Raw genomic sequence first — 23,640 nt, forward strand, 5'->3', positions numbered from 1 at the left:
AACTCATGAGTGTCTACACCGAGGCTGCGGAGAGGGTTCCCGGACTCGCGGAGTACCTGCACGGCCCGTTCGATCTCCCGGCGTCGGCGATGACCGATGCGGACTGGTTGCGGGAGCGGATTGCCGACACAGGCAGGCGCTGGAACTGCACCGACGACCGAATCAACGGGACGCTGTGGTGGTACTCCGCCAGCTCGACGATCGGCTTCCTGGCGGTGTCGACGGCGATGGTGACGGGAACGGCGGCCGATCCGTCGCTCGAGCATTCTCGGTGTTTTCTGCGCGGCGACGGTTACCTCGGCGGGGTGCGGAGCGATCGCACGGTGACGCCGGAGCAGTTGCCCGGTGCCCTTGCCGGCACGTTTCGTGCGGTCGTCGACGCTCTCGCGGCGGCGTCGGGAGCGACGACCAACGCGCTCTGGGCGATCACGTCGGACTCGATAGCCAACCGGTGCCTCGACGTCGGCACGGCCCTCGGAGACCGAGAGCGGGGCAGCGCGTATGCCCAGGAGCTCGTTGCCGCAATGTCCTCGCCGCTACCCGCTCCCCGGTTCGTCGACGTGGGAGGCCGACGCTTCACGCGCCGCAGCTCGTGCTGCCTGTTGTACCTGACGTCAGCGTCGGACAAGTGCACCAGCTGCCCACGCCGGACACCGTCGGATCGGCTCCGGGGGCTCCGCGCCGCCGCGCAATACTAGGAAGCGTAGTACTCGTCTAAGGTGTCCCCATGACTTTCCGCCCCGACGCTCGTGCGCGTGTGCGCGGCGCGTTCGTCGGTGCTGCCTCCGGTGCGCTGAGCATCGCAGCGCACGGCGTGGGCGGCGGAGTCATGGTGCCGAGCGAATCGGCCCTCGTACTGCTCGTGGTCGTCAGTGCGGCGCTCGGCGTCCTGACCGCAGCCCTCGGGGACCGCGTCCCGACGACGGTCGTGCTCGCGCTCGGCCAAGTCGTCGGACACACGGTGCTGACGGCGGCGAGTGGGCATCACCACGGCTCGTCGCTCACTCCGTCGATGCTGGCGGCGCACGCATGCGCGACGGTGCTGTGCGCCTTGCTCATTCGTGGTGCCGTGCTCGGGCACAGTCGAGCCGTGGCCGTGTTGCGCCGGATCCTCCCCGTGTTGTGTCTGGTTCTGCCCGTGCAGGATCGGGCTCGCACCGAGAGCACCGAATACCGGCCGAACGTCGTACTCCGACTGCTGGTGTCGTCGGGAACAGGAACTCGCGGGCCTCCCTGCCCTGCTTGATCTTTCCTTTCCTCACACCCGGTGATCCCTCGCGCGTGAAGCGCCGTCGATCACCGGGCTTTTACGACACCCGACAGAACTGGAACACCTATGTCCACAACCGGCACAGTCGTGCCCGAAATCGGTCCGGAACGACCCGATCGATCACCACCACGTCCCTCTCTGGTCATGCGCCTGCACTTCTACGCAGGCATCTTCGTCGGACCGTTCATCCTGATCGCCGCGCTCACCGGTGGTCTCTACGCACTCGCGCCGACGGCGGAGAACATCCTGTACTCCGACCTGCTGACCACCGACTCGGCTGGGCCCGCCGCCTCGGTGGCCGAGCAGGTAACTGCCGCAACCCAGGTCAGGCCCGACCTGAGCCTCGACGCCGTACGCCCGGAAACAGAACCCGGCACCACCACCAGGGTCATGTTCACCGATCCCTCACTCGGCGAGTCCGAACGGCGAGCAGTCTTCGTCGACCCGGTCACCGCGGAATCCGTCGGCGAATCGGTGGTGTACGGCAGCAGCAACGCACTGCCGGCCCGCACCTGGATCAGCGGATTCCACCGGCATCTTCACCTCGGCGAACCCGGCCGCATCTACAGTGAACTCGCCGCCTCCTGGATGTGGGTCGTCGCTCTCGGCGGCGTCGTGCTCTGGGTGCGACGGTATCGACGCGGTGGACGACTCCTCACGGTCGACCGATCGTCGAAAGGTCGCGCCAGAAACCGTAATTGGCACGGAAGTGTCGGTATCTGGATAGCCATCGGCCTCGTGTTTCTGTCCGCGACGGGACTGACCTGGTCCAAGTACGCCGGTGAGAACATCACCGAACTGAGGTCCTCCTTGAACTGGGCCACGCCGGGAGTGAGTTCGTCGATCAGCGGTGACGCGCCGGCACCGTCCGGCGACCACGCAGGCCATGACATGTCGGCCATGGCGCCGGAGGCCGACGTGGTGTCCGCTGGAATCGGCCGCCTCGACGCCGTCATCGGAACGGCTCGGGCGGCGGGGCTCGCCGGCGCAGTGGAAGTCACCATCCCTGCTACGGCCGACACAGCCTTCGTCGTCGCGCAGACGCGTGGGCCGTGGGTGTTCTCCACGAGTTCCCTTGCCATCGACGGAAATACCAACTCGATCGTCGATACCAACTGGTTCTCGGAGTGGCCGATGGCCGCAAAGCTGGCCGCCTGGGGCATTGCGCTGCACATGGGCATTCTGTTCGGGATCGCCAACCAGATCGCGCTGGCACTGCTGGCCGTGGCCTTGGTGACGGTGATCGTCCGCGGATACCTCATGTGGTGGCAACGTCGTCCTTCGGCATCCGCCCCGCCCGCAGGCGGGCTGCGCCGGTTGCCGGTCCGGCAGCTCGTCCCGCTCGCTGCGATCACTGCCGTGATCGGCTGGTTCGTACCGCTTCTCGGCATCAGCGTCCTCGTCTTCCTCCTCGTCGATGCCCTGCTCGGGCTTCGGCGCCGCGCATCGACATCGGAGTCGACATGAAAAAACTTCTCGTAGCCCTGGCATCGTTCGCCCTGCTCGCCGGATGTAGCTCGGATACTCCTGCAACGGAGTCGGAGTCGGTCACCATCCGCGAGGCCTGGATCAAATCTGCCGACACGGGAATGACCTCCGCGTTCGCGGAGATCCAGAACACCGGAGACACCCAGGTCCGGGTGGTCTCCGCGCAGTCACCCGCCTCGTCGATGATGGAACTGCACGAGGTGGTCGCCAGTGCCGACGGAACGATGGTGATGAAGCCCAAGGAAGGTGGATTCGCCGTCGGCGCACAGGAAACCAAGGTGCTCCAGGCGGGCGGGGACCACATCATGTTGATGGACGTGACGTCGCCGTTGACTCCGGGAGCAGACACCGACATCACGCTGACGTTCGAGGACGGATCGTCGTCCACGTTCATTGCGCAGGTCCGCGAGTTCGCGGGCGCGCAGGAAAACTACGGTGGCTGACGCAGCACCACGCCGCAGTCCCGGAATCAGCAGGCGACGCCTTCTCGGTGGAGGCGTCGCCGCGCTGGGGGCTGCGGGTGTGGCGTACGGATACACAAGGGAGCCGGAGGAATTCGTCTTCGGTCGACAAGTCGTTCCGTTTCACGGGAAACATCAGGCCGGTGTCTCGACTCCGCCACAGGCGCACGGGACGTTCGTTGCGCTCGACCTCGCGGGCGGCGCAGGACGCGAACACGTGGTGTCGGTGTTGAAACTGTGGACGACGGACGCCGACAGGCTCACCCAGGGCATGCCTGCCCTGGCCGATACCGAACCGGAACTCGCGGCCGACCCGGCCAATCTGACGGTCACCGTCGGGCTCGGACCGGGCGCGTTCGCGGCGGCGGGAGTGGCGTCACCCGTCCGACAGTTGCCTCCGTTCGGCATCGATCGACTCGAGGATCGGTGGAACGGCGGAGACCTTCTGCTTCAAGTGTGCGCCGACGACCCGTCCGCAGTGAGCCATGCGGTGCGGGTGTTGACCAAGAACGTCAGGTCGATGGCGTCGATTCGCTGGGTCCAACGAGGGTTTCGGTCCTCCCGCGGATCCAGGACCGAAGGTACGACCATGCGGAACCTGATGGGTCAGGTCGACGGCACGGTGAACCCGTATCCGGCAACGGATTTCGACTCCCTGGTGTGGAACGACGACGGCAGTACGTCGATGATCGTGCGCCGTATCTCCGTCGAACTCGACACCTGGGACGAGTTGGACCGCGGCGGAAGAGAATTCGCGGTCGGTCGGAAGCTGGACACGGGAGCGCCGATGACCGGCGAACGCGAGCACGACGAGGCGGATTTCGATGCCACCGATCGGTTCGGCATCCCGGTGATCTCGCCTGCGTCGCACATTGCACGTGCCCGGCACACGCACGACGGGGAGCGGTTCTTCCGGCGTGCGTACAACTACGACGATGCACCCGAGGGAGGTTCGACGAGCAATTCGGGGTTGATCTTCGCGACGTATCAGCGCGACATCGACACGCAGTTTCTTCCCGTGCAGCAGCGGTTGGACGAACACGACGCGCTGAACGAGTGGACGACGCCGATCGGATCCGCGGTGTTCTTCATGCCCGGAGGAACCTCGGAAGGGGGGTACCTCGGCGAGGCGCTCTTCTAGTTCGAGATCGCCCTGTGTGAGTGGAAATGTAGGCCCTGGCCTACATTTCCACTCATGTGGCGGCGGAGCCGCCTACGGAACCCACCAGTTGCCCTGCCCACGGACAAGGGTGAAGCCGCCGGGAATGTCGGTCCAGGCCGAGACGTCACCGGAGCCGGTGCGGATCGGCCCGGACGGCAGGGGACCGGGGAACGCGACCCCGCCCTGCTGCGTGGTGTGGTTGAACCAGTTGATGGCGCAGTTGCACCAGTTGTTCAGCGAGAAGTCGGTGAGGCCTGGAAAGTACGGGTCGACGCGAACGAAGATCGGCTGATTGACGATCGCCTGATCCAATCGCCACTCGATGACCGCAGCTGGATCGAAGCCGATGGTCGGGCTGATGGCGCCTGCAGGAACGAACTGGACCGGCCTGGCCTGCGCGGACGCGGTGCCGAACAAGGTCGTCGCGAGGAAGATCATCACGGTCGCGAACAGCAGGGTTGCCGACGATGCAACGCTGGTACGGGCACGTCGTGTCGTCATGGACAAGCCTGGCCTTTCGGTCGATAAGTGAACGGCGGTGATGTTACCCGAGCTCACGACATGCCATACGGTTGAAACTGTGAGACTGAAGCTCGGCGTAGCGATCGTGGCCCTGACCGTCGCAGGATGCACTTCCCAGCCCGCCCAGGAGACAGCTGCGCCGCCGGTGAAGAACCAGGTCACCGTGGCCGATCGTGCGTACACGCCAGCCGACATCACCGTCTCGGTGGGGGAGACCGTCACCTGGGTGTTCGACGACGGTGGGATGGCTCACGATGTCGTCGCCGACGATCGATCCTTCCGCAGCCCCCTCGCCAAGGAAGGCTCGTTCTCGCACACGTTCACCGAACCGGGCACCTTCACCTACCACTGCACTCCTCATCCGGACATGATCGGCAGCGTCGTCGTCGTGCCGTAGAAAAATGCCGTTGTAAACCTGTGGTTCACACCGTACTCTCTGCGGTGTGAACCAAAAGTTGTCATTATTCGACCCGGGTGACAAACCGACCGACATCGGCGACGAGCGGTCCCGTCGCACCCACGCGCTCGTGCATCTCGGGCAGGCCATCGAGAACGAAGCCCGCGTCGTCGCCGAGGCTGCCGCGGCGACGGAGACAGCTGCGTCGACTGCAATGTGGCTCGGTGCCAGCCTGGCCGACCTCGCCGCAGTCACCGGCAAGACCCGTCAGGCAGCCAGGAAGAGGTGGCCGGCTCTGGGCGTCGTGCATCGGCGACGTCTGTGGCTCGCCAACCATGTCGACGATATTCGCTGGGCGGTGCGGGTGCTGCTGGACAACGAAGCCGATATCACCGTCCCGGACACGTCGATCTTCGCCGAGATGAAGGACCTCGACGCATCCATCGGACGTAGCTTCGACGAGTCGGCAGTTCACGAGGAGGCCGGTCCCGCGGATCGATGGTTCGCCCTGGACCGCTTGGTCGACGTCGTCCTACGCCGGATCGTCGACGACGCCGTCACGTCCGGCGGTCAGGCCGAGTTCGCGGTGTTCGGAGTGCGCGGGGTAGTCGGCTACTACGACCACGCAGTGGACAAGCCCGAGGCCGACTCGGGACTCACTTAGTCTGGATGCATGACCGAGACCGGGGCGCGACGTCGACGACGCTCCGCTGCTCCGGCGGCGGTTGCGGGACTGACGGTTGCGGCGGGGGCCGTGCTGTTCGTGCGTGATCCGAGGTCGTCGACGTATCTACCGTGTCCGTTTCATGCGCTGACCGGGTTGTGGTGTCCCGGGTGCGGTGCGACGAGGGCGTTCGGAGACCTGGTGCACGGCGACGTCGCGTCGGCCGTGTCGACGAACGTGCTCGCCGTGACACTGCTCGTGTTCGGAGTGCTCCTGTGGGCGACGTGGGTTCGCGGCCGGGCCGTTCATGCGCCGCCGAGGTGGGTAGTGCTGTTCTCGGCGCTTGTCGTAGTTCTGTTCACCGTGGTCAGGAATCTGCCGTTCGGTAGCGCCCTGGCGCCTTGAGGAAAGAGGAAGCACATGTGGCTCGAAGCGTTTTCCGTGGTAGTTCTCGTCGGAGCTCTGGTGGTGCTGATCCCGACGGCTCGGCGTGTGTTCAAGAAGGGTGAGGACGAATGACCGACTCGTTGAAAGCACGAGTGCGCGCGAAGCTGCTCGATCAACTCGCAGGTGACGGCGCCACCGACGCGGAGGTGGCCGAGGGCGACGACCCACGCTTCACGGCGATCCGCGACGACCTCGACGCTCTCGACGACGCAGCCGACGACGACCCCATCGTCGACGTCCTCGCCACGAGGTACTGGGTGCCTTAGCTCGACGCCGAACGCGGTTCATCTAGTATCTATGTTGTGTCTAAGGAACCCACGGCCGCTGAGCATGCCTATGTGACGGTCAAAGAGATGATCGTCACCGGTGAGCTGCCCGGTGGGGAACTGGTCAGCGAAGGCGACATCGCCGGCCGAATGAACATCAGCCGCACTCCCGTCCGCGAGGCATTTCTGCGCCTACAGGTCGAGGGGTGGATGCGGCTCTATCCCAAGCGCGGCGCACTCGTCGTACCCATCGCCCCCGGCGAGGCGGAGCACGTCGTGTCCGCGCGGTGGCTCGTGGAGACCGGCAGCGTCCGAGTCGTCGCCGCGTCGCCGCACTTGCGCGAGCGGCTTCTGCCTCGGCTACGCGCGAACCTCGCCGAGCAGCGGAAGATCGCCGCGACGGGTACGCGTGCCGACTTCAGCGCCGCCGACGCGGACTTCCACCGCTTGATCGTCCGAGCCGGTGCCAACCCACTGCTCGACGCCTTCTACGACGGACTTCGCGAGCGCCAGCGGCGGATGACGACGCATTCGCTCGCCCGCGATCCCGATCAGATCTCCCGCATCGTCGACGACCACAGCCGCCTCGCGGACTTGATCGAGGCCGCCGACGTCGACGGTTTCGGCGAGGCCGTCGACACCCACATGAGACGCACACACGGATTGGACGAAGGAGGCGCGAAATGACCGAGAATTCAGTGAAGGGGTCCGAAGCAACGACTCCGACGCGGACGACCGATACCAGGACGGGACGGTGGATTCTCGTAGCCGCCGGGATGTTCGCCGTCGCGTGGGGCGGAAACGAGTTCACCCCGCTACTGGTGATGTACCGGCTCGAACACGGGTTCTCCGCGATCACCGTCGACACGTTCCTGTTCGCGTACGTCATCGGCATCGTTCCTGCGTTGCTCGTCTGCGGTCCGTTGTCCGATCGGCTCGGCAGGCGTCCGGTCATGCTGCCGGCGACGGCCGTCGCCGCGGCGGGATCGATCCTCATCGCCATCGGCGCGGACACCGCTGCGATCCTCTTCTTCGGCCGCGTGCTCAGTGGAGTGGCACTCGGTATCGGCATGGCCGTCGGCGGCAGTTGGATCAAGGAACTGTCCGCTCGGACCGGTTCGTCGGCGGGCGCGAGGCGCGCTGCCATGAGCCTCACCGCTGGATTTGCGCTCGGTGCAGGCGTGGCGGGTGTGCTCGCGCAATGGGGTCCATGGCCCACGCATCTCGCGTACCTGGTGCACGTCGGGATCTGCGTCGTCACCGGCCTCGGCATGATCTCGGTTCCCGAGACGCGGCCCGCAGTGCCGTCCGCCGATCGGCGTCGACTAGTCGACGACCTGAAGATCCCGTCCGCCGGACACAAGCGGTTCCTGCTGGTCGTGGTTCCGCTCGCGCCGTGGGTGTTCGGTGCGGCAAGCGTCGCCTACGCCGTTCTGCCGTCGCTGATGGCAGACCACAGCGGAGGGCATCCGATTGCGTTGTCCGCGTTGATGTCCGTGATCGCACTCGGATCCGGATTCGCGATTCAGGCGGTCGGGCGCAGAATCGACACACCCGACGCCGCTCGCGGCGCACTCGTCGCACTGACGATTCTGGTGGTCGGCATGGTGCTGGCCGCGTGGGCTGCCTCGGTGCTGACGATCGTCGCGGCGTTGATCGCGGCAGCTGTCCTCGGTTGCGGTTACGGCATGGCCCTGGTCTCCGGGCTGCAGGAGGTGCAGCGGATCGCCGGACCGGACGACCTGGCCGGGCTCACTGCCGTCTTCTACTCACTGACCTACCTGGGCTTCGCCGTTCCAGCGATCCTGTCGGCGCTGACCGAAGCGTGGCCGGGTGTGGTGACCTATCCAGCGATCTTCACCGCCGGTGCCGTCATCGCCGCAGTCTGCTGGGCGTTCGTTCGTACCCGTTCGACCCACCACCTCCCGGCCGAGGCGTCTAAGATCAGCTGACTATGTCGGACTCCCCGCTCGTGAGCACGCGGCGGGTCCCGCTCCTCGTTCCGGTCACCGGGTTGTCGGTGTGGGATTGGCGCGAAAGCTACGCCGTGTTCCTCGCCTTCGTGATCCCGATCCTGCTGCTCACCACGGTGCCAGTGTTGTTGCCGTTCTTCGCCATCGGGCTGATCGCCGTCGGTGTAGGTCTGCGTGCGCGCCGCATCGCCCGGTGGTGGACCCTGCTGAGGTTCGCGGACCCGGTCGTCGTCGACGCCGTCGAGCAGTCCGTGGCGGAGCGTGGCACCGTGCGTCTGGCTCATGCGACGGGATGGCGTGTGCACCGCGGGTGGTTCACCGGCGAGATCTACGACAACACGATCACGTACACCGTGGGCGGAGCGCAGCGCACCCTCGTCTTGCGCGGCCTCCCGTACACCTCGGGGGTCGTACTCGCACACCCGACCCGAGCTGATGCGCTGTGCGTCAGCGCCTTTCCGTTCGATCTCCGGTTGGAAGACGACAGTCGGTGGTCGGTGTCGGTACCGCCGTCGTCGTGGCTGGGTGCGGCGGCGACGGCCGTGCTGTACTCCGCGTTGGTGCTCGTCGCGTGGTGGACCCTGTAACTGCCGTAGTTCGAGAACTACGGCAGAGCAGGCAGCTGTTCCTGCCCCAGCCAGGCGTCCCACAGCGACCGTGGGGCACCGAAACGTGATGCCAGATCCGTGAAATCGGCGGTGCTGACGGTGGAATAGCGGTACTTCGACGTCCATTCCTGGATCAGTTCGAAGAACTTGTCGTCGCCGATGGTGGTGCGCAGCGCATGCAGCGTCAACGCGCCGCGCTTGTACACGCGGTCGTCGAACATCTTCGAGGGCCCTGGATCTCCCAGAATCAGGTCCCGGGGGAGTCCGCGCTGCATGGTGTGTACGCGTCGGGCTTTCTCCGCGGCGGACGAGCCGCCGGAGTTCTCCGCCCAGATCCACTCGGAGTAACAGGCGAACCCCTCGTGCAGCCAGATGTCCTTCCACTTGCCGAGGGTGAGGCTGTTGCCGAACCACTGGTGGGCGAGCTCGTGCGCCACGAGCCGCTCGAAATACCGTGTGCCGGAACAGTGATTGGCGCCGAAGATGGACAGTCCCTGCGCTTCGATGGGGATCTCGAGGTCGTCGTCGGTGACCACCACGGTGTACGCGGCGAACGGATACGGACCGTACAGGCGGGTGAAGGTCTCCATCATCTGCGGTTGACGGCCGAAGTCGTGCTCGAAGTTGGGCCTGAGCCTGTGCGGCAGCACGGCTTTCATGCGGACGGGAGACTCGGTGATGGTGTGCTGGCTGTACGGGCCGATCTGGATGGTGGCGAGGTAGGTGGCCATCGGCTCGGGCTGCTCGTACACCCACGTGGTGCGGCTGGCACGAGTCTGCTTGCGAACCAGCGTGCCGTTGGCGACGGCGTAGTACGGCGAATCGGTCGTGATGGTGATCCCGTAACTGGCCTTCGACACGGGGTGGTCGTCGCACGGAAACCACGACGCCGCGCCGTTCGGCTGACTCGCGACGATGGAACCCTCGGTGAGCTCGTCCCAGCCCACTTCGCCCCAGAACCCGTCGATGGGCTTCGGGGTTCCGCTGTACTGAATGTTCACCACCAGCGCCGCCCCCGACGCAACCGGCTTGGCCGGGGTGATCTTGAGCTTGCCACGATGCTGGCTGAACTTCACCGACCGTGAACCGTTGACGGTCACCTTGGACACGCGCAGAGCCGGGCCGAGATCGAACGCGACCTTCGAGACGGTATCGGTGGTGACCGCCGTGATCTTCGCCTTACCGGCGAGCCGGTTGCTCTCGACCTTGTACTCGAGGTCCAACTCGTACCGCGACACTCGGTAGCCGCGGTTGCCGTTCTGTGGCAGGTAGTCGTCGATCGGTGGGTCTGCGCCGTCGATGTCGAACGTCGGCGTCACCAACTTGGAGCCACCGAATTTCATAGGCCCGCCCCGGAGTGGAGCCCGCCGGAACGACCGTCGTGGGGGGAGTGGAGCCCGCCGGAACGACCGTCGTGGGGGGCCGCGGTCACGATGCGTGCGTAAGGGTCGCCCTTGGCCCAGGGAGCGATGGGGTTGCCCTGCCAACGGGTGTGATGGGGAACCGTGTCTCCGCGCATGACCAATGATGCAGGACCGACCGTCGCGCCGTCACCGATACCGGCGGCAGGCAACGCGACGCAGTGCGGTCCCAAGGTTGCTCCTCGTCCCAGAGTGACGCTGTCCATGGACATGATCCGATCATGGAACAGGTGTGTCTGCACAACGCACCCTCGGTTCACGGTCGCGCCGTCGGCGAGTGTCACGAGATCAGCCTCCGGGAGCCAGTACGTCTCACACCACACTCCGCGACCGATGTCGGCGCCGAGCCAGCGCAACCACACGTTCAGGACAGCAGTACCCTCGGCGGCCCGCGCGAACCACGGTGCCGCAACGGTCTCGACGAACGTGTCGGCCACCTCGTTGCGCCACACGAACGAACTCCACAGCGGATGCTCGACCTTGTCGATGCGGCCGACCCAGACCCACTTGGCGGCGGCGGACACCCCGGCTGCGACAGCTCCGGCGATCAGCAGCACGAGTCCACTGAGCAGCGCGGTCAGCCAGAAGCCCACGGCGTCGGCGATGGCTGTCAGTCCGAACAGGACACCGAGCCCGATGCCGAACGTCACCATCACCGGGATCAGGCGGCACGTCTCGACGAGAGACCGCGCGATCTTCAGCTTCACCGGCGGATCGAACGTGCGCGACGAGTCCGCCCGGCCCGCTGCCCGGCGCAACCTCACCGGCGGGCTGCCGAGCCACGAGGATCCGGATTTCGCCTTGTCCGGCGTCGCCGACAGGACCGCGACGAGGCCGTTCTTCGGCACGGTGCGTCCTGGCCCGGTCATGCCGGAGTTGCCGAGGAACGCACGCTTGCCGACCTTCGCGTCGCCCAGGTGCATCCATCCGCCACCGAGCTCGTAGCTCGCGACCATCGTGTCGTCGGCCAGGAATGCGCCGTCGGCGACGGTCGTGAACTTGGGAATCATCAGCACCGTCGACGCCTCGACGTCCTTGCCGATCTTCGCGCCCAGCAACCGCAGCCAGTGGGGCGTGAGCAGCGACGCGTACAGCGGGAACAGGAACGTGCGGGCCGAGTCCATCAGGCGCTCGGTCGCCCACACCTGCCATCCGATGCGGCTTCGTACCGGGTGATATCCCTCGGTGAGGCCGATGCCGAGCAAGCGGACCGCCACCAGAGTGATCAGCGCGAACACACCGAGCGAGACGAGCGTGGCGACCGGAAGCATGATCGCCGCGCGCCCGACGGCACCCAGCAGGGTCGTCGCGGTGTGCAGCCACCACCCCATCAGCACGAGCGACACACCGAGGGAAAAGATCGCCATCCCGGACAGCATGAGCGACGCGACGCCGTAGGCGAGCACCCAGCGCGTGGCCCGCGGGGGAGTCTCCTCCGGCCACGGGTGCTCGGCCTTGCCGACCTTCTGCGCGGGCGATCCGGCCCACAGCTGACCCGCCTTGACCCGGCCGACGACGGCCGAGCCCGCACTCACCACGGCGTTCTTGCCGACGGTCGTGCCCGGCAGGAGTGTGGACCGGGCGCCGACGGTGGCGCCCGCACCGATCTTGATGCCGCCGATGTAGACGATGTCGCCGTCGATCCAGTGGCCGCTGAGATCCACTTCCGGTTCGACCGAACAACCGTCGCCCAGCTCGAGCATCCCGGTCACCGGGGGAAGAGTGTGCAGGTCGACGCCCTTGCCGATCTTCGCGCCCAGCGCTCGGGCGTAGTAGACCATCCACGGCGCACCGGACAGGTTGGAGGCGCCACTGGCGTCGGTCAGCCTCGTCGCGGTCCACAGACGAATGTGTGCGCTGCCGCCGCGCCGATACGCCCCGGGCTTCAGACCGGCCAGCAGAATTCGAGAGCCGACGACCGAGATCGCCATGCGTCCGACCGGAGTGATGAACGCGACGAACGCGATGAGAATCCACCACCAGGACACCGTCGGCGCCCACGGAACTTCGGCGAACCAGCTCATCACGTTGAACAGGATCCCCAGCCAGGTGACCCACTGCAGACCCGTCAACGTCGTCAGTGGAACCGTGGCCGCGATCTGTGTCCACTGGGCCGACCTGGACGTCGGCTCGACCTCCCGCGGAACCACCTCGACGGGCGGCTTCAACTCGTCGAGGTAGCGCGCGAGCGACCCGAGTCGAGGGTGGTCGTAGAGCTGCGCGACGGTGATCTCCGGGAACCGCTCGCGCAGTGCCGTCACCAGCTGAGCCGCGGACAGGGATCCGCCGCCGTTCTGGAAGAAATCCGCGTTCTCGTCGGAGACCTGCGCGCCGAGGATGTTGGTCCACAGCTCCGCGACCCAGCCTGCCGTACCGGCGAGATCGGAGCCCTCGCCCATGCCGGGCAACGGCCATGGCAGGGCGTTGCGGTCCACCTTGCCCGACGTCCTCGTCGGCATCTCCTCGACGAGCGCGAGCCGCGGAACGAGTGCCGACGGCAACTGTTCGGCCAGAATCCGGCGGGCGGCCTCCACGTCGAAGTGAGGATCGGTGCTGGCCAGATAGCCGACGAGCACCGAGTTGCCTGCGCCGGTCTTGCGCACGGCAGCGGCCGCACCACCGACACCGGGAAGCGCCTGCAACGCGTTGTCGATCTCACCGAGCTCGATCCGTCGGCCACCCAACTTGATCTGATCGTCGGCGCGGCCCTGGAACAGCAAGCCTTCGAGCTCGAGCTTGACGAGGTCTCCGCTGCGGTAGGCGCGGTCCCATCCGAGCGTCGGCATCGGTGCGTACTTCTCGGCGTCCTTGGCCGGATCGAGATAACGGGCGAGTCCGACGCCGCCGATCACCAGCTCACCGACTTCTCCGACGGCAACAGGGTTGCCCGAGCCGTCGACGACGGCCAGGTCCCACCCGTCGAGAGGAAGACCGATCCGAACAGGTCCCTTGCCATCCATGATCGACGCGCACGCGACGACGGTGGCCTCGGTGGGTCCGTAGGTGTTCCACACCTCGCGGCCGTCGACGGCAAGACGCTCGGCCAGTTCCGGCGGGCACGCTTCGCCGCCGAAGATCAGCAGTCGCACGGCTTCCAACGCGACGGCAGGCCACAGGGCAGCGAGCGTCGGGACGGTCGAGACGACGGAGATGTCGCGGGACACCAGCCACGGCCCGAGGTCGAACCCACTGCGCACCAGTGACCGGGGAGCGGGCACCAGGCATGCACCGTGCCGCCACGCCAGCCACATCTCCTCGCACGAGGCGTCGAACGCCACCGACAAGCCGGCGAGGACACGGTCGCCCGGTCCCAGCGGATCGTCCTGCATGAACATCCGAGCCTCGGCGTCGACGAACGCCGCTGCGTTGCGATGACTGACCGCAACACCCTTCGGGGTGCCGGTGGAGCCGGAGGTGAAGATGACCCACGCGTCGTCGTCGGGAGTCGGGGTCGTCAGCGCATCGGGGGCGGGTGTGTCCTGCTTCTCGGCCGTACCTGCGGCGATACCGCCAGCTGTGACAACAGCGGTCACCTTGGCCTCGCCGAAGACGAGCTCGGCCCGCTCGTCGGGGTCGTCGGCATCGACCGGCACGTAGGCGGCGCCTGCGTTCAGGATCGACAGAATTGCGACGTACAGAGAGAAGGAACCGGACGGCATCCGGATGCCGACGCGATCGCCGCGCCGGACGCCGGCCCTGGCCAGCCACTGAGCGCCTTCGTCGATGTCCTCGATCAGTTCGCGGTAGCTGACGGAGACAGTGCCGTCGTCGATGGCCGGTGCGTCGGGAAACTGCGACGTCGTGGACCGCAGGATGTCGATGAGCGTGCGTTCCTGTGGAGCACGCTCACCGCGCAGGAACTCGGGCGGAACCCCGTTGCGGGTGTCGGCCGTTTCCGATGGTGATTGCACAGACAACCGGGTGTCCTTCTTCTCGTGTGGTACCGAAATTCGAACGAACGTCGCGCGTCGTTATCTCATGTTCGGTTGTCCAGAAGGTGAACAGTCTCGGCTGTCCCCTTCCGACACAAGTCGTAGCTCGGCATTGCGCGGATTCTACTAGGAAGTGCCCCGTTTGCCCCCGTCGAAGGGTTTCCTACCTGGGAGGTTGACAATCCCTCGCCACGTTTGTCATTCTCTTTTCAGGTCATGAGTACCAGCATCGAGCCCCGGCTTGCTGGTCGGCAACCCTCCTCCGCGGTGGGGTGCTCCGGGTGACGACCTGGCTGGCGCCGGAAAACCGGTGCAGCAAGCGCGGACTCGATTTCCGACAGGTACGTCGGGTCCCTTGATCGACAAGGGGTTATTTGTCATGACTGCTGTTCTGAACAACTCGTGTGCGTCTTTCGCCGCCGTCAGCGGAGCTGACCTTCAGGTCCCGTTGGTCGACGGAACGAGTTGCACATACGCCAATTTCGACTACGCGGCCAGTGCGCCTGCGCTCGCCGAGGTCACCGCACGGATCGCCGAGTTGCTTCCGTACTACTCGAGCGTGCATCGCGGAGCCGGGTACGCATCCCGTGTGTGCACGGCTGCGTACGAGAAGGCTCGGGTGACGGTGTCCGATTTCGTGGGCGCACAACCGGATTCGGTCGTCGTCTTCACCAGGAACACCACGGATTCGCTGAACTTGCTCGCCGGGTGCGTGCCGGGTGACACCGTGGTGCTGGACATCGAGCACCACGCGAACCTGTTGCCCTGGAGGGACCGTCGCGTTGTGGTCGCCGCCGACTCGATCGCCGAGACGCTGGCGCGCATCGAGGTCGAACTGGAGACGAAACCCGCTGCGCTGCTCGCGATCACCGGCGCGTCGAACGTCACCGGAGAGGTGCTGCCGATCCGCGAACTGGCCCAGCTCGCGCACTCGCACGGTGCGCGCATCCTCGTCGACGGCGCGCAGTTGGTGCCGCATCGCCGCATCGACATCGGTGATCTGGGTGTCGACTACCTCGCGTTCTCCGGCCACAAGCTGTACGCACCACACGGTGCAGGCGTCCTCGTCGGCAAGCAGGACTGGCTCGACGCGGCCGAGCCGTACCTCGCCGGAGGCGGCGCCGTGCGCTCGGTTTCGATCGATCGGACCGAATGGGCGCCGGTGCCCGCACGTCACGAGGCCGGAACCCCGAACGTCCTGGGAGTCGTCGCACTGGCCACTGCATGCGAGGCGCTGGCTCTGCACGAGTCGGCAGGATCGATCTCGCACGAGCGCGAACTGTCCGACCGTCTGCGCGACGGCTTGTCGTCGATCGACGGCGTCAGCCTTCTGACGGTCTGGAGCGACGCCCCGGACACTGTGGGCATTGTCACATTCAAGGTCGACGGGTACGGCCCGGGCGAGATCGCCGCGTACCTGTCGGCAGAGCACGGAATCGGTGTGCGCGACGGCAAGTTCTGCGCTCATCCACTGCTGTCCAGGCTCGGCCACGCAGGCGGAGCCGTACGCGCCAGCCTGGGGCTCGGCAGTTCCGGAAGCGACGTCGACAGGCTGATCGACGCGGTCCGGACCCTCGCAACCGACGGCCCGTCCTGGACGTACGAGGAGGACGGCGGATGGTGGAATCCGGTGCCGGATCCCCGCCCGTTCCCCGATCTGGTCGACGGTGCCGCAGGCGTGGGATCCCCATGCGCCACACAAACGGTTAGCATCGCTTCATGACAGCAATTGCTCTGTCGCAGAGCGGACTCTGGTCGGATCGCTACGTCGATCTGTGCCGTACCGCTTCGGGGTCGTGTAGGCGTTCGGGCTAGGCCTCAGCCGTCATATCCCTGCTTGCATCAGAAGGACTTCACCTTCATGTCGAACAGTTCAGCCGTACGCGTAGCACTCGTCCACCCGTCGCAGTGGACCGAAATCACCGACGCAGCCCCCACCGAGACGGTCGTGCGGATCCACGCCGCCGACCTTCGTGAAGGGCAGCAGGCACGTGCTCGTGCCCGCGCCGAGGCCGTCGAGGTGGGCAAGGACGCGGACAGCGTCGCCGTGTTCCTCGACATCGAAATCCACATCGCCGACGACGCAAGGACGGCTCGCCGCGAGTTCGCGGCCCTCGACGCGCCCACGGTCCCCGGATCCATTCGCTACGTCGGAACACCGTCCGGCCTGGCCGGCCTGATCGCCGACGTCAAGGCAGCCGACGTCGCCGACGGTGTGACGCTGGTACCCGTCGGGCCCACGTCCCGGAATCTGGACCGCGTCGCCGACGGTGTCGTGCCGTGGCTGGAGGACCGCGGCGTGGTCTTCGCAGCGGATGCAGTTCTCGAAGGTGCAGGCGTCGCTCGTCGCAGCCGAGTCCTCGCGTCCTGACTCAGGGCACCTCGCGGCCCGGTCACGTGTTCAGGTGACGGCGACCGCGAGGCCTGCGGTGATGCGCAGTAGTTCTGCACTGGTGGTCCGGAAGACAGTGTTCGGATGCCCTGCCGCCGCCCACAGCTCTTTGTGTTCGGCCAGTGACTCGTCCACGTAGGTGGGCAGGTTGGTGGGGTGGCCGACGGGCGCGATGCCGCCGATCGGCTGCCCGGTCGCGTGCTTGACGACGTCGAGTGGGGCACGCGTCAGGGTTCCGTCGAGGCGGGCGCCCGTCGCCTCCAGGTTCACCTGGTGTGCACCCGACACGAGCAGAAGAACCGGGTCGTCGTCGAGCAGGAAGACCAGCGACTTCACGATCGCGCCGACGGCGACACCCAACGATTCAGCGGCGGCCTCGGCCGTCGGTGTCGGCTCGGGCGAGGTGACGACGACGCCGTGGTGTCCGCGCGAAATCAGAATGTCCGCGACGTGGGCTGCGTTCGGGTGAAGTAGCCGGGGCATCTTCCAATGGTATTGCCACTCGGCCCCGTTCGCAGTTACTCGTTGTGCCTTTACTCGGTGCGCCTTTACTCGGTGCGCAGTTCGCCGAACAGCCTGAGCCGCGCCATGCCGCCGTCGGGGAAGATGTCCATGCGCACCTCGGACACCGGCTCGGTGTGATCGAGCAGGAAGCGGTGCCTGGTGTCCGGCTGCAGACGAGTGCGCGGCAGCAGTTCGATCCATTCACCGTTTCCGAGTTTGCCCTTCAACGACGCTGCACCGGGAGCGTTTCCGAGGAAGCACGACGTGTCGAGCTCGGCCAGGTGGATGGTGCCCGTTCCGGCGAGGGTGACCTGGACCCAGTCGTTGGCGTCGTTACGGCGGCGTGATGTCTCCCATCCTTCGCCCATCGAGCGAGGCGGTCCGGGGAACAACAGATTGTTGGGTGAGCTGTAGAACATGTTGGAGCACGCCGAGACGTACCCGCCGTTCTCGAGCGCCGCGAGATCGAACGGGCCTGCGGCGATGAAACGCGGATCCGGCTTTCCTCGACCCAGCACCCGCAACCGTGCGACACCGCCATCCGGGTAGATGCTGAGCTTGACGTGGGTCCAGCGCTCGTCCGAGGCCACCTTGAAGCGGTTCTCCGAGTCGCCCTCGACGGCGCTTTTCGGGACGATGGTCTCCCACTTGGTGTCCTCGTACAGCTCCTTCGCCGACGGGAAGCCTTCGACGGACGCCGCTTCGACGGAAATCTCCGGCGGATAGTTGCCGGTGAACCAGGCGGTGTCGACGACGACTGCGTCGACGACACCGGGCGCTCCGAGCCGCACGATGGCCTCGTCGTAACCCGATTCCCGACGCCGCCGCGTCTCCCAACCGTCGTAGATCTGCCCTTTGTGACCGAAGGTGGCGGTCTGGTAATCGGCCTTCCCCGGCTTGACCAGATTCTCCTTCTCCGCGAACGTTTCGTCGTTCGCCCACACGACCGCGCCGCCGAGAGTGCGCACCGCGAGATCTGGCAAAGGGAGGGGGAAGGTGGTTGTCATGGTGGTCAGGATACTGGGAGTGCGTCCGGTTGCTCGGTTCGTGCGGCCTTCGTGAAGGCGAACAGCAGGGCGATTCCCACCACCGAGTACACCGCGAGGGCCAGCGCAGGCTGGCCGAGGCCCGTCCCGGAGAAGTACACGATGCTGCGCACACCCTCGGTTCCGATTCCCGGCGTGATCCACCGTCCGACGGCAGCGTAGAACTCGGGGAGTACGTACGGTCCGAACGCGCCTCCGGCACTTGGGTTTCCGAGGATCACGAACACGATGATGGCGATCGGCACCGCCGCCACGCCGATGGCCGCGCGCAGCCCGAGCGTGAACATCGATGTCGCGAACACCACCCCGGTGCCGAGGAGCCACAGCGGGAACCAGTGACCGGCGAACGTGCCGAGCAGGTGGGTGACGATCAGTGCTCCCAGCGCACCGGACAGCACGGAGTACGCGGCGAAGATTCCAAGTTGGGCAGCGGCGTCGCGGCGGGACTTCGGGGCGCCGACGAGCAGGCCGATCGCGGCGGCCAGCAGGTATCCGCCGACGACCCAGCCGACGGACAGGTAGAACCCGGACAGTCCGCGGTTGTCGTGGATCCCGACGGGAATGTCGTCGCGGACGACGAACTGACGGCCCTGCGAGGCCTCGACCTCGGTGAAGATCGACTCGAGGGCAGCGGAGATGGAACTGCCCGCGGCGCTTGCCGTGATGACCGTGTCGGTGCCCGAGGCGCTGACTACGTAGGCGCCCAGCACCTCGCGGTCGCGGATCAACGACCTGGCATCTTCGGTGCTGGCGACCGCACGCGCGTCGAGCGGTGAGCCGTCGATGGCGTTGAGCTTGTCCGCGGTGTCGGTGTCGATTCCTGCGGGCAGACCCTGCTCGGCCACCACGGCGATGGGGATGTCCCGCGGGGTGGGCTGATGGAACGCGGCAACGTAGCTGGCGATGAAGCCGAGTTGGAGCAGCAGTACCCCGAACGCGATCCAGACGACCTTGCGCATGCGAGTCCCTTCGACGCAATTGTGAATACCTCAGGTATTGAATACTCTAGGTATCGTGAATGGACGAGGTCAAGCACAGTGGGCGCCGACACAACGGCCCGGCCGCGAAAACGTGCGCGAACGTCTGCTCGACGCTGCCGCCGACGAATTCACGGAGAACGGCTACGCCGCAGCCAAACTGCAGGACATCGCCCGCAGAGCGGGATTCACCAAGGGCGCCGTCTACTCCAACTTCGAATCCAAACAGGCACTCTTCGCAGAGTTGCTGTCCAAGAAATCCATGGATCTGGCCACCCGCGTCATCGACACCGTCTCCGGACTCGGCCCAGGCGACGCCGCAGGCAGAAGCGGCGACGCCATCGCCTCCTGGGTCGTCGACGAACCGCGCTGGCCACTGCTCGTCACCGAATACGGCATCCAAGCCGGCCGAGACCCCAGTCTCGCCGACGGATATCGCCGCGAACGCCGCCGTCTCCGCGACGAACTCGAACGACTGATCGCCGAACGAGCCGACGACTGGGGCGTCGGCACCGGAATCGACGCGCGCCGCGTCGCAACCTCACTGCTCGCCTTGATCTCCGGCCTCGCCGTCGAACACTCCGTCGACCCGGAAGAAATCGACCACGACGCCATCGGCGACGCCATCTCCGCCCTCTTCACCGGCGCAATCGCACGTGCCGCTCTCGAACGTTGAAGCCGGCGTCCTGAAATTCTGCAGGCTCCACTCCTGATTGGAGCCGACAGGGACGGGTAACTACAACTCATGACTGCTCAGAATCCTGAACCCGACGACACTGCAGGCCTCGAGGCCGGCGGCGGCGTCACGCCGGGCGATACCCCTCCCGCCGAGACGGGAGTGAGCGGACCGCAGCACGAGCCTCCGCAGCGCAGCCTGGCCATGCCCATCGCGGTGTTGGGTGTGATCGGACTGATCGTCGTGATCGTCGTGCTTGCTTTCGTCGGCCGAACGCTGGACTTCTTCTAGCCCCAGTAGTGCACTAGCTCAGGAGTCGGATCAACGACTCGACCAAATCGCCTCTCCAGCACAGCCATTCGTGCCCGCCGTCGAACTCGGAGTATCGGACGTCGATGCCCCGAGTTCGCAGCATGTCCGCAATACGCTCGTTGTTCGCCGGCATGTGCCCTTCGTGAATCCCCACGGTCATGTCTGCGCGGAACGACGGAACCACCTGATCGGCAAGCATTTCCGCAATACGCCCACCCAGCGGGCCCTGCGTGTCGCCGTGCGGCATCTGCGGCCACCAGAACGAGCCGGACTGGCTCGCCACCAGCGCGAACCGGTCCGGCCGGGTCAGGGCGGCGAACATCCCTGCCAGGCCGCCGTAGCTCTGCCCGGCGACACCAGTGCGCGTCGGATCGTCGGTGAACGGTGTGATGTCGGCCACCTTCGGCAGCAGTTCATCGATGATCGCTCGCCAGAAATCGGCGTTGCAGGGGAGTTCCTTACCCCGTGTGTCGTTGTCGATCGTGTGAACGAACACCAGGACGGCCGCGGGGAACTCGCCCGCCTCGGTCGCCAGGTCCAGAACCGGCGCGAGCGGGTTGTCCTCCACCCAGCGCTCGCCGTCGAGAACGATCACCAGGGGGCGTCGTGCATCGGCGTCGCCCGGAGTCTCGTGCACCCAGACGCGACGACTGTTGCCGAGAACGGTGCTGTCCCACAACACTTCCCGGGGCGCCTCAGTATTCTCGTCCGCCTCGTGCCACCAGCGTTGGACGGGCGCGTCCGGCATCTCGGCCAATGACGCCCGGTCCGTGCCCGATATCGAGGCTCGTCGTGGATTGAACTCGTCGGCCACCGCATGGTCGAGAAGCCCGAGGAACCTCGACCGGACCCCCGCTACGGTGTCGGCTATCCCGGGCGGATCCACCTGCGCAACCAGCTTCGCCGATGCGGGTACGAATCGATAACTGCCGCGCCACGTCGATGCGACCTCGGTGGACCAGAACCAGATGCCTGTGTCTGCCAGCCGACGCATCGTCGTCAACTGCGCACTGTGATGGTCGGTCAACGAACTCGCGTCGAAATACACGCGCGCCGGGTCCACTCCACTGGAGTGCCTGTACAGAAAGCTGACCTGCACGCGACCGTCGGCCACGGGTTCGATCTGCGGAGTTCCCGCTCGGGAGACGCGTTTCCAGAACTCCGGCTCGGATCCGGCCTCCGCGAGCTGGGAGCGCACTGTCGTTTCCACATCAACTAGCATCAGGAAAGCCTAACCTCATATCGAAAGGTCCACTCCTCGTGCCCACCAGCCGTACCCTCACCCGCGCCGCGGCGGTACTGATCGCGTCGACGGTCGCCCTCGTCGGTTGCAGTTCGTCCGCCGACGACACGGCCGAGAACTCCGATACAACCGCAGCAGCGTCCTCCGACGGATCCTGGCCCCGAACGGTCGACACCGAACAGGGGCCGGTGGAGATTCCGGCGCAGCCGGAGAGAATTCTGTCCACGGCGGTCACCCTTACCGGCAGTCTGCTGGCGATCGATGCTCCCGTCGTCGCGAGCGGGGCGACATCGCCGAACACCGACGTCGCCGACGGCCAGGGATTCTTCACGCAGTGGGGTGACATCGCGGCCGAACGCGCCGTGGAACCGCTTCCCGCGACCGACATCGACGTCGAGCAGGTGATCGGTCAGAACCCGGACTTGATCGTCGTCTCCAAGACCGGTGCGGACTCCGCGATCGACCTCTACGACCAGTTGAGTGCAGTCGCGCCGACCATCGTCGTGGATTACGGCAACAACTCGTGGCAGGACGTCACCGAACTGCTCGGCGAAGCGACCGGTCACGAGGCGCAGGCGCAGGAGAAGATCGCGACGTTCGAGGATCTCGTAGCGTCTACGAAGGCGGAGATGACGTTGCCGCCGCAGCCGACCACGGCGTTGGTCTACAACGGCGCCGAGGGGTCCAACGTGTGGACGGAAGAATCCGCGCAGGGAAGTCTTTTGGCCGAGCTGGGATTCACTCTCGCCGAAATCCCCTCGGCCGCATTGGGTGACACGTCGATGGGTGCGCGCAAGGACATCGTCCAGATCTCGCCCGAGAACTACTCGCTCGCCTTGGCCGGGCAGACGGTTGTTCTCGTGACGGCCGACGACACCGACGTGGCCGAGTACCGTGCCGACCCCCTGCTCGCCCAGACTCCTGCAGTGCAGCAACAGCATGTCTACGCCGTCGGACTGGACACGTTCCGGCTCGACTACTACAGCGCGACCAACTTCGTCGAGCGCCTGCAGGAACAACTGGCCTGACGAGTGGCTGCCGTGCTGATTGTCCGAACGTCAGTACGGCGGCCAGCCGTCCTCGGGGCCGAGCACGCGCTCGATGCGCGTGCGGTTGATCTTCGCCAGCTCGTCCCGCATGACCTTGCGTTCGGTCTCGTCGGAATTGTCCAGGCGATGCCCCAGGTCGACGAGCACGGCGCGCGGGTCGAGGCGGAAGGAATCGTCACCGAGCATCGTCGAGCACACGATGTACCCGTAACCGAACCGCTCGATGTACATGCGGCATGCGTCGATGAACACACTCTGCGTCGCCGGATCCATTCCGGCGCATGTTCGCCCGACGGGCCGAAGCGTCGACGCCAGGTAGTCCACGTCTGCGTCGGACAGCTCCGCAAGTTCTGCATCCGCCCGCGCGAACAACTCGGAGTACGACCCGTACGGCCGCGCGTCGGCGACTCGCGATGCCCACGTGTGCGAACAGCTGCACTCGTAGAGCGCGTGCACCGCTTTGCGACGCGGCAGATCGTTGAACGTCTCGAGCCCGAGTCCCTGGTGCATCATCATGGAGAAATCATGAGCCGCCGAGGATACGAACTCCAGGCCTGAGCAGGGTCTTAGCCCAGGCGTAACGCGGCGTAACACGGTGGGACACGCTGGGGCACTTCCAGCTCTCCCCCACCCGAGCCTCTGTGCCGTTCAGAACGGTGCGGGGTCGTCGGTGTCGTTTGTCGGCGGGGTGTGGGTTGGGTGTGTGTTGTCGGTGTGGGTGTTGTTGTTGGTGGTGGTGGGTCTGCGTTTGCGGGGTATGTGGGGGATGAGTGATTGTGCGGTGAGGTCGGTTGTTCCGTAGGTGTTTCCGGGGAGGGTGACTGCGGTGG

At 66.1% G+C, this 23,640-nt stretch carries 25 protein-coding genes, 1 pseudogene and 1 riboswitch; of the genes and pseudogenes, 17 read left to right on the forward strand and 9 right to left on the reverse strand.

Features of this window, described 5'->3' with window-relative positions:
• Positions 1-5 precede the first annotated feature (5 nt).
• The 5 genes from CH293_RS13770 to CH293_RS13790 all read left to right on the forward strand — a co-directional run bounded on the left by CH293_RS13770 (position 6) and on the right by CH293_RS13790 (position 4,360).
• On the forward strand, positions 6-698 hold the full coding sequence (locus CH293_RS13770) for a (2Fe-2S)-binding protein (protein ID WP_094720522.1): 693 nt from the start codon (positions 6-8) through the stop codon (positions 696-698).
• Between the two features lie 29 nt (positions 699-727).
• Positions 728-1,246, forward strand: a complete 519-nt coding sequence (locus CH293_RS13775; RefSeq protein WP_255122852.1) for a hypothetical protein — start codon at positions 728-730, stop codon at positions 1,244-1,246.
• Between the two features lie 90 nt (positions 1,247-1,336).
• Positions 1,337-2,737: a PepSY domain-containing protein gene (locus CH293_RS13780; protein ID WP_255122853.1), complete on the forward strand. Its 1,401-nt coding sequence runs from the start codon at positions 1,337-1,339 to the stop codon at positions 2,735-2,737.
• Positions 2,734-3,201, forward strand: a complete 468-nt coding sequence (locus CH293_RS13785; RefSeq protein ID WP_094720524.1) for a copper chaperone PCu(A)C — start codon at positions 2,734-2,736, stop codon at positions 3,199-3,201. Before CH293_RS13780 ends, CH293_RS13785 begins: the two co-directional genes overlap by 4 nt.
• The gene (locus tag CH293_RS13790; RefSeq protein ID WP_094720525.1) at positions 3,194-4,360 is read left to right on the forward strand and encodes a Dyp-type peroxidase; all 1,167 of its coding nucleotides are present in this window, start codon (positions 3,194-3,196) and stop codon (positions 4,358-4,360) included. The genes CH293_RS13785 and CH293_RS13790 overlap by 8 nt, the downstream gene beginning before the upstream one ends.
• 72 nt (positions 4,361-4,432) lie before the next feature.
• Here the strand turns inward: CH293_RS13790 and CH293_RS13795 are convergent, their stop codons facing one another.
• Positions 4,433-4,882: a hypothetical protein gene (locus tag CH293_RS13795; RefSeq protein WP_019663023.1), complete on the reverse strand. Its 450-nt coding sequence runs from the start codon at positions 4,880-4,882 to the stop codon at positions 4,433-4,435.
• A gap of 79 nt (positions 4,883-4,961) precedes the next feature.
• Here CH293_RS13795 and CH293_RS13800 point away from each other — a divergent pair, with 79 nt between their 5' ends.
• The 7 genes from CH293_RS13800 to CH293_RS13830 all read left to right on the forward strand — a co-directional run bounded on the left by CH293_RS13800 (position 4,962) and on the right by CH293_RS13830 (position 9,237).
• Positions 4,962-5,300 carry a plastocyanin/azurin family copper-binding protein gene (locus tag CH293_RS13800; protein ID WP_037108624.1) on the forward strand — a complete coding sequence of 113 codons (339 nt, stop codon included), beginning with the start codon at positions 4,962-4,964 and terminating at the stop codon, positions 5,298-5,300.
• A gap of 46 nt (positions 5,301-5,346) precedes the next feature.
• Positions 5,347-5,964 (forward strand): hypothetical protein, encoded by a 618-nt coding sequence (locus CH293_RS13805; RefSeq protein ID WP_037108626.1) that lies wholly within the window; start codon positions 5,347-5,349, stop codon positions 5,962-5,964.
• Between the two features lie 9 nt (positions 5,965-5,973).
• On the forward strand, positions 5,974-6,369 hold the full coding sequence (locus CH293_RS13810) for a DUF2752 domain-containing protein (RefSeq protein WP_094720526.1): 396 nt from the start codon (positions 5,974-5,976) through the stop codon (positions 6,367-6,369).
• A 110-nt stretch (positions 6,370-6,479) separates the two neighbouring features.
• Complete coding sequence (locus tag CH293_RS13815) at positions 6,480-6,677, forward strand: hypothetical protein (RefSeq protein ID WP_094720527.1); 198 nt, start codon at positions 6,480-6,482, stop codon at positions 6,675-6,677.
• 36 nt (positions 6,678-6,713) lie between these two features.
• Positions 6,714-7,364, forward strand: a complete 651-nt coding sequence (locus tag CH293_RS13820) for a GntR family transcriptional regulator (RefSeq protein ID WP_094720528.1) — start codon at positions 6,714-6,716, stop codon at positions 7,362-7,364.
• Entirely contained in the window at positions 7,361-8,629 is a 1,269-nt protein-coding gene (locus CH293_RS13825) for an MFS transporter (protein WP_094720529.1), read from the forward strand. Before CH293_RS13820 ends, CH293_RS13825 begins: the two co-directional genes overlap by 4 nt.
• Positions 8,630-8,649: 20 nt before the next feature.
• Entirely contained in the window at positions 8,650-9,237 is a 588-nt protein-coding gene (locus CH293_RS13830) for a hypothetical protein (RefSeq protein WP_241483714.1), read from the forward strand.
• Between the two features lie 17 nt (positions 9,238-9,254).
• Here the strand turns inward: CH293_RS13830 and CH293_RS13835 are convergent, their stop codons facing one another.
• Together CH293_RS13835 and CH293_RS13840 are read right to left on the reverse strand one after the other, a co-directional pair.
• Positions 9,255-10,601 (reverse strand): M1 family metallopeptidase, encoded by a 1,347-nt coding sequence (locus CH293_RS13835; RefSeq protein WP_094720530.1) that lies wholly within the window; start codon positions 10,599-10,601, stop codon positions 9,255-9,257.
• Complete coding sequence (locus CH293_RS13840; protein ID WP_255122854.1) at positions 10,598-14,596, reverse strand: Pls/PosA family non-ribosomal peptide synthetase; 3,999 nt, start codon at positions 14,594-14,596, stop codon at positions 10,598-10,600. The genes CH293_RS13835 and CH293_RS13840 overlap by 4 nt, the downstream gene beginning before the upstream one ends.
• Positions 14,597-14,823: 227 nt before the next feature.
• A riboswitch (SAM riboswitch) is annotated at positions 14,824-14,939 on the forward strand.
• A gap of 51 nt (positions 14,940-14,990) precedes the next feature.
• Between CH293_RS13840 and CH293_RS13845 the strand changes: the two genes are divergently transcribed.
• Positions 14,991-16,334 (forward strand): aminotransferase class V-fold PLP-dependent enzyme, encoded by a 1,344-nt coding sequence (locus CH293_RS13845; RefSeq protein ID WP_094720532.1) that lies wholly within the window; start codon positions 14,991-14,993, stop codon positions 16,332-16,334.
• A 138-nt stretch (positions 16,335-16,472) separates the two neighbouring features.
• The gene (locus CH293_RS13850; protein ID WP_241483715.1) at positions 16,473-16,982 is read left to right on the forward strand and encodes a hypothetical protein; all 510 of its coding nucleotides are present in this window, start codon (positions 16,473-16,475) and stop codon (positions 16,980-16,982) included.
• Between the two features lie 30 nt (positions 16,983-17,012).
• On the opposite strand, the gene CH293_RS13855 is transcribed toward CH293_RS13850, so the two are convergent.
• The 3 genes from CH293_RS13855 to CH293_RS13865 form a co-directional block, all read right to left on the reverse strand.
• On the reverse strand, positions 17,013-17,486 hold the full coding sequence (locus CH293_RS13855; RefSeq protein WP_037108652.1) for a YbaK/EbsC family protein: 474 nt from the start codon (positions 17,484-17,486) through the stop codon (positions 17,013-17,015).
• A gap of 65 nt (positions 17,487-17,551) precedes the next feature.
• Positions 17,552-18,514 carry an allantoicase gene (gene alc / locus CH293_RS13860; protein WP_037108654.1) on the reverse strand — a complete coding sequence of 321 codons (963 nt, stop codon included), beginning with the start codon at positions 18,512-18,514 and terminating at the stop codon, positions 17,552-17,554.
• 5 nt (positions 18,515-18,519) lie between these two features.
• Complete coding sequence (locus CH293_RS13865) at positions 18,520-19,512, reverse strand: membrane protein (RefSeq protein WP_037108657.1); 993 nt, start codon at positions 19,510-19,512, stop codon at positions 18,520-18,522.
• Between the two features lie 112 nt (positions 19,513-19,624).
• On the opposite strand from CH293_RS13865, the gene CH293_RS13870 reads away from it, so the two are divergent.
• Entirely contained in the window at positions 19,625-20,206 is a 582-nt protein-coding gene (locus CH293_RS13870; protein ID WP_037108660.1) for a TetR/AcrR family transcriptional regulator, read from the forward strand.
• A gap of 69 nt (positions 20,207-20,275) precedes the next feature.
• A complete protein-coding gene (locus tag CH293_RS13875) occupies positions 20,276-20,497 on the forward strand; it encodes a DUF6480 family protein (RefSeq protein ID WP_094720533.1) in 222 nt (73 codons plus the stop codon).
• A gap of 13 nt (positions 20,498-20,510) precedes the next feature.
• On the opposite strand, the gene fes is transcribed toward CH293_RS13875, so the two are convergent.
• Positions 20,511-21,728, reverse strand: a complete 1,218-nt coding sequence (fes, locus tag CH293_RS13880; protein WP_094720534.1) for an enterochelin esterase — start codon at positions 21,726-21,728, stop codon at positions 20,511-20,513.
• Positions 21,729-21,778: 50 nt separating this feature from the next.
• On the opposite strand from fes, the gene fepB reads away from it, so the two are divergent.
• Complete coding sequence (fepB, locus tag CH293_RS13885) at positions 21,779-22,789, forward strand: Fe2+-enterobactin ABC transporter substrate-binding protein (protein ID WP_094720535.1); 1,011 nt, start codon at positions 21,779-21,781, stop codon at positions 22,787-22,789.
• Positions 22,790-22,819: 30 nt separating this feature from the next.
• On the opposite strand, the gene CH293_RS13890 is transcribed toward fepB, so the two are convergent.
• Both CH293_RS13890 and CH293_RS28395 read right to left on the reverse strand, forming a co-directional pair.
• On the reverse strand, positions 22,820-23,326 hold the full coding sequence (locus CH293_RS13890; RefSeq protein ID WP_019663043.1) for a 2-oxo-4-hydroxy-4-carboxy-5-ureidoimidazoline decarboxylase: 507 nt from the start codon (positions 23,324-23,326) through the stop codon (positions 22,820-22,822).
• Between the two features lie 132 nt (positions 23,327-23,458).
• Positions 23,459-23,640 (reverse strand): annotated as a pseudogene (locus CH293_RS28395) (HNH endonuclease); the annotation flags it as partial.

The organism is Rhodococcus sp. 14-2470-1b (assembly GCF_002259415.1).
Classification (GTDB): domain Bacteria; phylum Actinomycetota; class Actinomycetes; order Mycobacteriales; family Mycobacteriaceae; genus Rhodococcoides.